This window comes from Pseudoalteromonas espejiana DSM 9414 (assembly GCF_002221525.1).
In the GTDB taxonomy this organism is placed as follows: Bacteria; Pseudomonadota; Gammaproteobacteria; order Enterobacterales; family Alteromonadaceae; genus Pseudoalteromonas; species Pseudoalteromonas espejiana.
In genome coordinates this window covers 1,836,034-1,848,372 of record NZ_CP011028.1, presented here as the reverse complement: position 1 = coordinate 1,848,372, position 12,339 = coordinate 1,836,034, and the positions used below count along the sequence as shown (strand labels likewise).

Here is a 12,339-nt window from a genome sequence, read left to right as displayed (position 1 = left end):
TAATTATAATGATTTCTGATTGTAATTGCGCGGTTTTATAGAGCAAATACCAATCGCTACGGCTGATTGGCTATAAATCATGCAAAAATTTGATTTTTTAACTGCTCCGAGTTGTTTAGCGTACAAGTGTACGCTAAAGTACTTGGCAATTTCTAAGCGAAGATAAGTGTTATGGAACCTAAAAATAGCTATACAAAAGAAGATTTGATCCTATGTGGTCAAGGTGAAATGTTTGGTGAAGGTAACTGCCGTTTACCAAGTGACAACATGTTAATGATGGACCGTATTACTTCAATCACTGCTGATGGCGGTGAGCACGGTAAAGGCCAAATTGTAGCTGAGCTTGATATTGACCCAAGCCTTTGGTTTTTTGATTGCCACTTTAAAGGCGACCCTGTAATGCCTGGTTGTTTAGGGCTTGATGCTATGTGGCAGCTGGTTGGCTTTTTCTTAGGGTGGTCTGGTGGCCCAGGTTTAGGTCGCGCACTAGGTGTAGGTGAAGTTAAATTTACAGGTCAAATTTTACCAACGGCTAAAAAAGTAACTTACCGCCTTGAAATGAAACGCGTTATTAAACGTAAATTATTTATGGGCATGGCTGATGGTACTGTTGAAGTAGATGGCCGTGTAATTTACGAAGCAAAAGATTTAAAAGTGGGCTTATTTCAAGACACTAGCGCATTTTAATTTATTAAATTGCTATACAAAAAGGCCTCCAGTTGGAGGCCTTTTTGCTTTAATTCTGTGTGATGAATTAGGTTTTGTACATGTTTCGATTTTCTATCGCTTCACGCCAACCACCTAGCCACTGTGACTTAGGATCGATTTGTTGATAAGGGCAAAGCTCTTTTGAGCGACCTGCCATACCTGCTTTAAAACCTTGAGAATGAGCTCTTTCTAAACGATCTCTTTTTTGTCTCTTCATCGGTAATATCCTCACCTTTTTTAATTATAAATTTTGTAGCATTAGTGAAATCTACATTTAATGAATAGTTAATAAAAATGTTAAATTCAAATAGCAAAAGCAATTAATTTGTTTGACATTAACTAAGCTGCTGATGCAAAAATAAATTAACATTTATAAAAACATTGTGGTCGTACCACTTGTTATTTAACTGCTTCTTTAATTTACAATACGGCTTTATAACCGCTTAATTGCACCTATGTGCAATTTATCCGACCGACTATTTTTGGCTAAGTTCCAAACAAAAATGTAATCGTGACATTTTTATTTCAATTAGTTTTTTCAATCAAAATAATTTGAGTGATTTATTTTTAAACAGTTGAAAATTACTCTTGATTATTTAAAGTCGATCGGTCTAATATAGGTGTAAGTTAAAAAACGAGCAATAAGGTGTTATTTACAATGAATACAGTGCAAGCACCCGTTAGGCGCGGCAGGCCTCCAAAAACCCCACGTGAAAATGCCGACACTAAAGCACACCTTATTAGAGTAGGTCTTGAAACCTTAACTGAATTTGGTTTTAGTGCTACCGGCTTAGACACCATTTTAAAAAAAGCGGGTGTGCCTAAAGGCTCGTTTTATCATTACTTTAAAAGCAAAGAGGTATACGGCATTGCATTAGTTGATGCTTACGATGATTACTTTATTGCTAAACTTTCTAAGTATTTAAGTGATGAAAGCACCCCACCCTTGGAGCGCTTAATTAATTTTACGCAAAGCGCTATTAGTGGCATGCAAAAATACGATTTTAAACGTGGCTGTTTAGTCGGAAATTTAAACCAAGAGCTAAACCATTTAAGTGACGAGTTTAAAGTACGATTATTACAAAGCTATCAAGCATGGCAAACTCAAGTTGAACACTGCCTAAATGACGCCAAACAAAGTGGCACTATAGCCAACAGTGTAAACACTCAACTAATGAGCGAATATTTTTGGATAGGCTGGGAAGGCGCAGTTATGCGAGCTAAACTCACTCAATCAAGTAAACCCTTAACGCTATACACAGAAATGTATTTACGCGCTTTATTAACGTAATGCGCATTTTATTTACCCATTAAAAACCGATCGGTCTAAAAGGATATGTTATGAGTAACTCAATTAAAGCCATAGTGATAAACAAAGACGAAAACTACACCGCTGAGCTAAGCGAAATACAACAAAGTGACTTACCTGAGCAAAACGTTCAGCTTGATGTGCTTTACAGCACCCTTAATTACAAAGACGGATTAGCAATTACAGGGAAAGGCCCTGTTGTACGTAGCTTTCCTATGGTGCCAGGTATTGATTTAGTGGGTACGGTTACAACCACCAGCAGCGACGAATTTAAAGCCGGCGATAACGTAATTTTGAATGGCTTTGGTGTTGGTGAAAAACACTGGGGCGGCCTTGCGCAAAAGGCATCTTTAAGTAGTGACTGGCTAATACCTCTGCCAAACGCTATTTCACCGAAACAGGCAATGCAAATTGGTACTGCGGGCTACACAGCTATGCTAAGTGTTATTGCTCTTGAAAAACAAGGCATTACTCCAAGCGATGGTGAAATATTAGTAACAGGTGCAAACGGTGGTGTTGGCAGCTTTGCAATTTATTTACTTAACCAACTTGGTTACAGCGTAACAGCCGCAACCGGAAGAATGGAACAAAGTGATTACTTAAAAGAGCTTGGCGCGTCACACATTATTAGCCGAGATGAGCTTTCAAACCCAGGTAAACCACTTCAAAAAGAGCGCTTTGCAGCAGCTATTGATTCGGTTGGTAGTCATACATTAGCCAACATTTGTGCATCGCTAAAATATGGCGGCGTTGTTACAGCTTGTGGGCTTGCCCAAGGTATGGACTTACCGGCATCGGTAGCCCCCTTTATTTTACGCGGTGTTTCTTTAATAGGCATAGACAGTGTAATGCGACCAAAAGCTGACCGTGTAGAAGCTTGGGATAAATTAGCCACTTTAGTTAAAGCTGATTACTTAGACAAAATTTCAACAGAAATTACGCTTGATCAAGTTGTTGAAAACGCACAGCAACTTATGGAAGGTAAAATTCGCGGTCGTGTTGTTGTTAATTGCCAAAGTTAAGCAATTTTATCTATTAAAGCCTCGTTATTAAATTTATAATAGAAAGTGTATTTTTAAATAATGAGGCAACACCTATGAGCAACCAAGAACTTTACAGTAATAATCCACTGCAAGGCGTAAAATTAGAGCAAGTGGTTGAAGAACTGGTTGAGCAATATGGGTGGGAGCTTCTACACGCTTATATGCAATTAAACTGTTTTAAAAACAATCCTGATATTAAATCGGCGGTAAAGTTTTTACGTAAAACACAATGGGCACAAGAAAAAGTAGATAACTTTTATCTTTATCGCCTTAAAAACTTACCTAAGCCCGACGATGTTCAGTACGAGCTGCCACCACGCGACAGAGTGATCCCTGCAGATCATAAGCCTGGTGAACCATGTGAGCTTAGCTTTAGTGATGCAAAACGCATTATGGAAAAAAAGGCAACTAAACAGCGCGCACGAGCTCGAAAACAACGCTCTAATGCGAGTAACCCTTGGGGTAACTAGTCATTTTATAGACTTAAAAGCCAATTTAAATTGGCTTTTTTTATGCCCGTACATTTAATAACCTCGCTTTCGCCAAAAGTCATTTTCTGAACGTTGCTGCTCAAGCGCTATATTAAATGTTTTATCGGCAATCACTTTATTATTAAGCGTTAAGGTCATTCGCCAATCTCCGAGTTTATTTTCAATTGGCTCCCATAATGTATCACCCAAATAAAAGTGCCAGTCGTTATCTTTAACATACTCTACGCCCTCAAATGGTGGCATTATGTCGCCGTTGCTATCGGGAATATCTGGATGATAAATACAAAAATAAAGCTTTTCACCTTTGGCTTTTTTTATATTAATAATTAAACCAAACTCAACATCGAGTTTTGCTGTTACATCTGTTGTAAATTGCTCTATTTGCGGTAAGTCTTTGCTTTTACTATCCCACGTTGAGTAAATACCATAACTTTGCAACGAAACTTCAGCTTTAGACTTTGCCATTAATACCCATTTAACCTTAAAACTTTAATACACTGATTTTATAGCACTTGCACAATTATGTCTGTGCTCAAGCCCCGGTAATTAACAAACATACTCAATGTTGATTTATTTTTACACATTGCTTGCACATTTAAGTTTAAAAATGCCTTTATTAAGTACTAGCAGGCGTTTTTAATGAAATCACTTACTCAGACATCAGTTAACAGATTAAGCATACCATTAATGGCCATTACGCTTTTTGGCCTCATGGCCTGTGGAAGCGACGAGCAATCATTATCAGCTCAAAGCACTACAGATACAGTTGACCAGTTATCATCTAGTGATGATACAAGTGCGACAGGCACAAGTGGCTCTACCTCAGGTGTGTTATGTGAATACAGTTACAGTGAATACAACAGCTCTGACTCAGTTCAAACCACCAGCTCTGCCGATTGGGCTTGCACAGGTACTACCCGCGATGTAGTTGCTAATGGAATTCCCGACCATGCTGTAGGCACATTCCCGAATGCAGATAACCCAAATACTATTGCTGAACAATCAGTAAACGAAAGTTTTACTTTAACCCCTGTGCAAAGTGAAGATGCAACGATGATGGGCGGGCCTCGTGGCGTACTCGGTATTGTATTAAATGGGGTAAAAATAGATGCCGGTACAGGTGGTAGTTGTGACGACTCAGGAGAAAACTGTGATTTAGGCGACAATAGCGGAAACTGGAACATTGAAGCCCTAAGCCAAGACACGTTTAGCTTTGGTACGGACGATAATAATGCCCACGTACAACCCGATGGCACCTATCATTATCATGGCATGCCAGAGGGATTTATTGAACTTAAAGGAGGTAATAGCTCAACTATGACACTCATAGCATGGGCTGCCGATGGTTTTCCTATTTATGCTCGTTACGGTTATAGCACAGCAGATGATGCAAGCTCTGCGCTTAAATCAATGACTGGCAGCTACCAACATGTAAGCGCTGTTAGTGCTAACCGCCCTTCTACTGATATTTACCCATTAGGTACTTTTGCACAAGATTGGGAGTACGTTGCAGGTTCTGGCGATTTAGATGAATGCAACGGCCGTTTTGGTGTAACCCCCGAATTCCCTGAAGGCATATACCATTATTACGCCACCGATACTTACCCGTTTTTTCAACGCTGCGTTAAAGGCGAGCTGTAGTTAAACCTTGGAGTAAAATTTAATTATGCGCTTATTAAACCAAGTATTAGTAACCTCATTATTTTGTGTAACCTTTTTATTTGCAAACATTGCACATGCACATTTAATGGTTGCGCAGCACGGCACTTTAAACTTTGTAGATAACCATGTGTTTATTGTGCTTTCTTTACCTATGTCGGCTTTTCCTAATATAGATGACGACCAAAACGCTAAGGTATCGATTACTGAATTCAACGCACATAAAAAACAAATAACACGCGCCGTTAAGCAACACGTTTATTTAAGTGATCAACAATATAAATTTACGATAGAGGGCTTATTGTTAAACCCAGAACTGGCACACGATGAAACTAGTGCTATTGAACAAATTACCATTACGGGGCGTTACACGTTACCTAATGGCCAAGCTAATACTAAATTTAATGTAAAACTTTTTGGGCATAACCAACAGCACACTCTTTATCAAATTACGGCTACTGATAAAAAACAAAAGTTAACCCATCAGTTTGCGCTAAGCCCTCGTTCACCGTTTAATTTAGTATTTGAATAACGTCACAAACAATTAAGTAGCCAAGGTGCGGTTTTATATTTAAAACTGCACCTTTTTTTAGGCTAACCTTGGCCTGATTTAGGGTTTTTAGGAAAATAATGTTCGCTTTGCTGAGCACACAGCGCAAATTCGCGGGTATTTTTGTACGGTAACTTCATAAAGCCGGCAACACCTACATCGGTTATATTTACCGCATATTGCATTAACTTATTTAGTAAGCGTTTAAAGTCGGCTTCTTTGGTTTCATCAAGCAGCCGGTAATAATGGTGTATTTTCATTCTATCTGGCAGCGCCTCAAAAATAATACAGCCAGTATGATGAATTTGGTTTAGCTCAAATACACATCTAATTACTTTTTTAGGCAGTTGCAGTTGTTCGTCAGGGTCTTTACCATCTTCAAAATAAGAGTGTGGGCGCGCTATTTCATGTGCTTTCATACTAACTACTTCGTAATCAAGCTCAGGTAAGTTATTAAACTTAAATGCACCTGTGCCATCACGCTCTAACTGAATAGTTTTACGTGCATCAAATAAACAACATTTAAATAAGCCCTTTTGAGTAATACCTTGAGCAAGCATTACCGTATTATTAATTCCATCAGTAAATGCATTACCTAGGCTTTCGTCATGCATAATGAGCGACGACTCAACAAATAACGAGTCATCCTTCCAATGAAAACTAAGCCCCCCTACAGCGGGGTATTTAGCTAAGCGGCTAATTGAGGCTAAAAAAGCTTTTTCGGTATCGCCCGTATCAAACAAAAACTCTTTGTAGTAGCGATCTAATTGGGCATCGTTTACATCTAGTAGTTGCTGTTTATGATCAGCCTGGCGTAAAAACTGTTTACGAGAGCTGTAAACTACCGTGTCGGGTTTATCGCCAGAGCCATACCAATAAGGAATTGCAGGGCGTGGTGTCGCCTTTTTAAGTTCAGGCAAATAAGCTTTTGCCATAGTCGTAATGTTACGCATAAAGTAATCGCCAGCACCATCACGTATTGTTTTGTCTTTAGAAAGCATGCCATCAATTACTTTAGCCAGCTCTTTAGGTAAACCTAAACTACTTGCAGGAATAGCTTGCGCACCAAAACGACAAGATTGCGCCGATGCAAGTGCATACAAGGTAGACGCTACGCCTTGCTCATCAAAACGCGGAGATGATTGCTCCCCCGACATTTGCGCATCACCTATAAAATACACATCACCCATGCGGGCATTGGTGGTACTTAAATCGCCCGACATTAAATCCATAAAATTACTGGCTATCGGCTCACCGTTACTATCAACCTGCGCATAAACCGAGCTCCCCCAATCTACTAACGATAGCGCATCGGTTTTTTCATCCCACACAAGGTTAGAAGGCTTAATATCACCATGTACAATAGGTTGTGGGCTAATACCGTTTTTATGGCTTCGTAAATCAACTAAAACGTTACGAAGCCTAACGGCAAGCGCCATTACTTGTGATGCACTAAAGCGCCCTTTTTTTAACGATACTTTTTCAAGGTCTTCACCAATTGCACGAGCCATCATTAAAATGCCTTGCTTTTTAATCCGCTCAAACGCATAAAAGGTAGGCACTAATGGGTTACTAATTTGCGAAAGCATATACGCTTCGTCTTCAAGGCGGTCGCGCACACTTTGCGCAAGCGTTATACGCGAGAACTTAAATACCCAAGGTAAGCCGTTGTCATCATCCCCTGCAAATACAAAACCAAACGCGCCAGAGCCTATCATTTCTACATTTTTATAGCCCAATATAGTTAGTTGCTTAATACAAATATTAAGCCATTGGCGGTGTTTTTTTGCATCACGGTGCGAAAGCAAATACACCGACTGCTCTTCGTTAATATAAAAATTGCGAATTTCTTTGGCTTTCAATACAGGCTCTCTAATTGAGTAATTTGTAGAATTTTTTAACACGCTGATTATTAGTTTTATATTTTGATATTACAATAGCTTGCCAGTTTGTTTTTAAACCAAGGTGTAAAGCGTGGTTTAAAACATTACATATACATAACAAATGTTGCATCCAATAATAACACTAAGCCGTATTTAATTTAGCAGCTCTTTAAGTTAGCAAAATAAATAGGGATTTTAGTCATGAATAAATTAGCAATTATTACTTTAAGTACGTTGTACAGTGCCTATAGCTATGCAAACATAGAAACCATAACCGTATACGGCCACCGTGATGGCTTAATTGGCGAGTCTATCAGTGCCTCTAGTGGCATAATAGGTCAAGGCGAAATTGAGCAACGCCCCATGCTCAGAAGTGCCGAAATGTTAGAGCTCATACCGGGCATGGCGGTAACTCAGCATAGTGGTTCAGGCAAGGCAAACCAATACTTTATTAGAGGATTTAATTTAGATCATGGTACCGACTTTGCCACCAGCATAGATGGCATGCCCATTAATATGCGAAGCCACGGCCATGGGCAAGGTTATACCGATCTTAATTTTATTATTCCTGAAAGCATATCGACTATTAATTACCAAAAAGGCTCATATAGTGCCACTCAGGGCGATTTTTCAAGTGCAGGTAGCGCACAATTTAATTTGGCTAATAACTTAAAACACAAACAAATAGAGCTAAGTATTGGAGAGGACAACTATAAACGTGCAGTGGTGCTTGGCGCGGTTGATATATCTAATGCCAAGTTAATAGCTGCAGCTGAGTGGCAAGGTTACGATGGCCCATGGGATGATATTAACGAAAACGTAAATAAAAAAAATGCCCTACTTCGTTATGTTGGCAAAGCTTTAAATGGAAATTTATCTATTACAGCAATGGCGTACGACAACACATGGCAATCAGCCGATCAAATTCCTCAGCGCGAAGTGTCACAAAACATAATTTCACCATTAGGCTCGCTTGATACCACTCTTGGGGGTAGCTCGAGCCGTTATAGCTTATCAAGCGTTTGGCAAGGCGAGCATATAAAAGCCAGTGTTTATGCAATAAATTACGACTTAACGCTGTTTTCGAACTTTAGTTACTTTTTAAATGATCCTATAAATGGCGATCAATTTAATCAACAAGATAGCCGCAATATATATGGTGGTGAGCTAAGTTATCAGTTTGACTCTTTAACTGCTGGTTTAAATATGCAGCATAGTACAGGGCTTGAGGTTCGCCATGACGATATAGACAATGTAGGACTTTATAACACGAAAGCGCGAGAGCGACTCAATACGGTAAGACAAGATGCCATAAAACAAACAAGCTATTCGAGTTATTGGCAAACAAAAATACTTTTTACACCTAAATTAGAGGCAACAGCAGGCGTAAGGTACGACTATTTTGATACCGATGTAAGCAGTATCACACGGGTAAATTCGGGCAAAGCAAACGACGATTTAGTTAGCTTTAAAGGCAGTTTAAATTATAAATTTACGGATTTATTAGCGGCTTATGCTAACTGGGGGCAGTCGTTCCATTCAAACGATGCACGCGGTAGTACCATTAATATTGACCCTGTTAGTCAACAAGATGCCGAAAAAGTAGATTTACTGGTAAAAAGTGAAGGTGCTGAAGTAGGTCTGCGTTTTGCTGATGATCACAACTTTAATTTATCCGCTGCTTTATGGTGGCTAACACTCGACTCAGAGCTTTTATTTGTAGGTGATGCAGGTAATACAGAGCCGAGTGATGCATCAAAACGTTATGGCCTCGAACTAAGCGCGTATTATTGGATTAACGAGCGCTTTAGTTTAGACATGGAAGCCTCGTTTACTCATTCACGATTAGATATAAACTCTAACAACAACTATATAGAAGGTGCAGTACCTGTTGTAGCAAGTGCAGGTTTAAATTGGCATATAACACAAATGTGGCAATCATCATTTAGAGTGCGCCATATTGGTAAACGGATGCTTTCTGACTCGGGTGATATTCGCTCTGAACCATTAACGGTTGTAAATAGTGCTATTAGCTATAAACAAACTCACTGGAAAGTCGATTTTGAACTACTCAATTTATTTAATAGTACCGATCACGATATAGATTACTACTACGCTTCGCGCTTACCTGGCGAGCCTGCACAAGGTGTAGAAGACAATCACTTTCATCCAATAGAGCCGCGTACGGCGCGCTTAAGCTTTAGTATATTGTTTTAAATACATTACAAAACACATGTACTGTATATAAACACAGTGCATGTGTAAACCCGCACTTTTTCAGCTAAAACATGCCCAGCTAATGTTATGCTTAGCCCTAAAATGATTAAATAACCTGAGCTCTGGTTAAGAGATTTACTAACATCCTGAATTGGTTGGATATTTAAATTGATTCTCTCTAGCCAGAGATTTTTAGTGAAAACAAGGCGAATTTACGCGTCAATAGCTGGCCTATTGCAAGTAAATTCAACGCAGTTAGCGCTGAAAATAGCTGCTCGAGATAGATTTATTATCCAGAGCTCAGGTTAAATAGTATTGCGAATTGGTAATTACACACTCAAGGTGCATTGCGCTGAGAAGGATCAGAGATAAAACTTTTGACCATAGTATGCGGATCAACGTTTTTGCTGTGATTGTTTGCGGCTTGCGCCCACCACATAAGCTGGCTAAAAGTACGTGAATAGTATTTAAACCATGCCTTTTCGTCTTCTGTTTGCTGCATTGTGCCGTCTGCGTTTAATACTTCTTGCGCTTTTGGTACATGCACCATAGCCGACACAGGTAAACAACCAAGCTCAGATAAAAACGTTCGTAAACTAATTGCTGCTCTTAAACCGCCCCACTGCCCTGCAGAATATGTGACGATAGCACTTGGCTTGTACGAAAATAAAGAACTACCAAAATGATTAAGTAAATCAGCCAGTGCTGGGCTCATACTGTGGTTGTATTCTGGGCTTACCATTATATAACCATCGGCTTTACTAATTTTATCTGCTAGGGAAGTTAAATGCTCAGGCGCATTACTTTTAGCATAAGCAAAATGCGGTTTAAAAATATTCTCTGAGGGAAAGTCCAGCGCATCAATTAATTCAAACTCATGCTCTGCATATTGATTGTTTAAGCAAGCCAAACACGATTTAGCCACTCGCTCACCCAAGCGAGCAGGTTTTGGCGGGGTACTGTCTCGAACTGTGCCTAAAAAAACTAAAAATTTCATAACGGCTCCTGTCGTTTAAATATGTAAATACTATAACCTAAATCAGAAACATATTAAAAACGGTATATTCTTCATAATGTTTGCACATTTTTAGCCTAATATTATTAATATCAGTATTTAAACCTTTATATACATTGCAACTTATAGCCCTCTAAAAGGACTAATTATGAGCCTTAAAAATAAACGCCTTATAGGCACTGTAGTAACCCTTGCTGCATTTAGCCTATTAGGCTGTAACCCATCAACGCACGATGAAACAGCGGTTAAGCCAGTAATAGATTTATCTATGTTTACACAAGGGGCTTTTATTGAAGAGCCCACCATAGTTAATTGCGAAACAGCTCAAGGCACTCAAACCACCTGTTATAAATTTATTACCACAGGTGCGCCAGCAGGAAGAGTGCCAGGGCCATTTTGCCCTCGAAGTACAAGCGATGGCGCCGATGTATCGGGTAAATGGTTTGATAAACAAGGTAAAGGTGACTTAGTTGATTTAACTGGCGACTTTATATTAAAACTCGACGAATATTATGGTGATGAAAAGTGGGTACTCTACGATGCTAAAACTAATAAGGTACGCTACACCGCATCAAAAGAGTCATGTGCAGGTGCAGCACGCCCAGATGTAGAAGAGCAATATAAACAAAACTGCATTGAGTGTGAGCTTGACTACCTTGATGATGATTTTTCTTTAACTTATTTAATCCCCACCACACCCATTGAAGCTAAACAAACAGGTCGATTACATACCGTAGGGTTGGCACTTGATGGTACAGAGCTTTCTGGCCCCGCCCCTGTCAACGAAATTTTAGGTAGTTACACCATAGCTGCTTTTGACGATTGTGGCGGTCATATAAACTTGCATCAGGGCTATCATTATCATTCATCAACCGGCTGTACAAATAAATCAACAAGTGAAGACGGCCATGCTCCTTTAATAGGTTACGCAATTGATGGATATGGGATTTATGCAATGCGAGATGCAAACGGTAATGAAGAGGCACTTGATGAGTGCAGAGGTAATACCGACTCAACTCGTGGTTACCACTATCATGCAGCAAGCCCTAGCGAAAATTTATTTATAGGTTGCTTACATGGTGAATCGGTTCGCCCTGCAGGAGGCCCTCCTGGCGGACAAAAAGGGCACAAACCTCCCCCTAATAATAAGGACTAACAGTGAAATTTACTAAACAGTTAATAGTTACCATTAGCTTTTTAATGGTAACTAATTATGCGTTAGCACATGCAGGCTCGTTAAATAAAGTAGCGGTAAAAGCATGTACGGCTAAACAAAAGTCTCAAGCGTGTGAATATATTGGTGACCATAACGACCTTTACATTGGTAGTTGCCAGTATATGGCTGACAATTTATTGTGCGTGCGAAACCAGCCCATACAACAAATTAAACAAACCACAAGCTCCAGTACTGTGCAGCACACTCATAAAGAAACAGACAATAAAAAACAGTCTCAATAAGGTAGG

At 39.5% G+C, this 12,339-nt stretch carries 13 protein-coding genes; 9 read left to right on the top strand and 4 right to left on the bottom strand.

The window, feature by feature from the left end; translation table 11 throughout:
- Positions 1 to 171 precede the first annotated feature (171 nt).
- Complete coding sequence (fabA, locus tag PESP_RS08485) at positions 172 to 687, top strand: bifunctional 3-hydroxydecanoyl-ACP dehydratase/trans-2-decenoyl-ACP isomerase (protein ID WP_089347645.1); 516 nt, start codon at positions 172 to 174, stop codon at positions 685 to 687.
- A 67-nt stretch (positions 688 to 754) separates the two neighbouring features.
- Here the strand turns inward: fabA and rmf are convergent, their stop codons facing one another.
- Entirely contained in the window at positions 755 to 925 is a 171-nt protein-coding gene (gene rmf, locus PESP_RS08480; protein ID WP_089347644.1) for a ribosome modulation factor, read from the bottom strand.
- Between the two features lie 441 nt (positions 926 to 1,366).
- On the opposite strand from rmf, the gene acuR reads away from it, so the two are divergent.
- The 3 genes from acuR (at position 1,367) to PESP_RS08465 (ending at position 3,530) form a co-directional block, all read left to right on the top strand.
- Complete coding sequence (gene acuR / locus PESP_RS08475) at positions 1,367 to 1,999, top strand: acrylate utilization transcriptional regulator AcuR (RefSeq protein ID WP_089347643.1); 633 nt, start codon at positions 1,367 to 1,369, stop codon at positions 1,997 to 1,999.
- A 50-nt stretch (positions 2,000 to 2,049) separates the two neighbouring features.
- Entirely contained in the window at positions 2,050 to 3,039 is a 990-nt protein-coding gene (gene acuI / locus PESP_RS08470) for an acrylyl-CoA reductase (NADPH) (RefSeq protein WP_089347642.1), read from the top strand.
- A 74-nt stretch (positions 3,040 to 3,113) separates the two neighbouring features.
- Positions 3,114 to 3,530 (top strand): VF530 family protein, encoded by a 417-nt coding sequence (locus PESP_RS08465; protein ID WP_089347641.1) that lies wholly within the window; start codon positions 3,114 to 3,116, stop codon positions 3,528 to 3,530.
- 54 nt (positions 3,531 to 3,584) lie between these two features.
- Here PESP_RS08465 and PESP_RS08460 read toward each other — a convergent pair whose 3' ends face one another.
- Entirely contained in the window at positions 3,585 to 4,016 is a 432-nt protein-coding gene (locus tag PESP_RS08460; RefSeq protein ID WP_089347640.1) for a DUF3859 domain-containing protein, read from the bottom strand.
- A 174-nt stretch (positions 4,017 to 4,190) separates the two neighbouring features.
- On the opposite strand from PESP_RS08460, the gene PESP_RS08455 reads away from it, so the two are divergent.
- The gene (locus PESP_RS08455; protein ID WP_089347639.1) at positions 4,191 to 5,192 is read left to right on the top strand and encodes a YHYH protein; all 1,002 of its coding nucleotides are present in this window, start codon (positions 4,191 to 4,193) and stop codon (positions 5,190 to 5,192) included.
- Between the two features lie 25 nt (positions 5,193 to 5,217).
- Positions 5,218 to 5,742: a hypothetical protein gene (locus tag PESP_RS08450; RefSeq protein ID WP_089347638.1), complete on the top strand. Its 525-nt coding sequence runs from the start codon at positions 5,218 to 5,220 to the stop codon at positions 5,740 to 5,742.
- A gap of 62 nt (positions 5,743 to 5,804) precedes the next feature.
- On the opposite strand, the gene PESP_RS08445 is transcribed toward PESP_RS08450, so the two are convergent.
- Positions 5,805 to 7,622 carry a protein kinase domain-containing protein gene (locus tag PESP_RS08445; protein WP_089347637.1) on the bottom strand — a complete coding sequence of 606 codons (1,818 nt, stop codon included), beginning with the start codon at positions 7,620 to 7,622 and terminating at the stop codon, positions 5,805 to 5,807.
- A 222-nt stretch (positions 7,623 to 7,844) separates the two neighbouring features.
- On the opposite strand from PESP_RS08445, the gene PESP_RS08440 reads away from it, so the two are divergent.
- Positions 7,845 to 9,860: a TonB-dependent receptor gene (locus PESP_RS08440; RefSeq protein WP_089347636.1), complete on the top strand. Its 2,016-nt coding sequence runs from the start codon at positions 7,845 to 7,847 to the stop codon at positions 9,858 to 9,860.
- A gap of 337 nt (positions 9,861 to 10,197) precedes the next feature.
- Here PESP_RS08440 and PESP_RS08435 read toward each other — a convergent pair whose 3' ends face one another.
- Complete coding sequence (locus tag PESP_RS08435; protein ID WP_089347635.1) at positions 10,198 to 10,857, bottom strand: NADPH-dependent FMN reductase; 660 nt, start codon at positions 10,855 to 10,857, stop codon at positions 10,198 to 10,200.
- 166 nt (positions 10,858 to 11,023) lie between these two features.
- Between PESP_RS08435 and PESP_RS08430 the strand changes: the two genes are divergently transcribed.
- Positions 11,024 to 12,031, top strand: coding sequence for a YHYH protein (locus PESP_RS08430; protein WP_089347634.1), 1,008 nt, complete (start codon positions 11,024 to 11,026; stop codon positions 12,029 to 12,031).
- Between the two features lie 2 nt (positions 12,032 to 12,033).
- Positions 12,034 to 12,333, top strand: coding sequence for a hypothetical protein (locus PESP_RS08425; protein ID WP_089347633.1), 300 nt, complete (start codon positions 12,034 to 12,036; stop codon positions 12,331 to 12,333).
- The last annotated feature ends 6 nt before the right edge of the window (positions 12,334 to 12,339 follow it).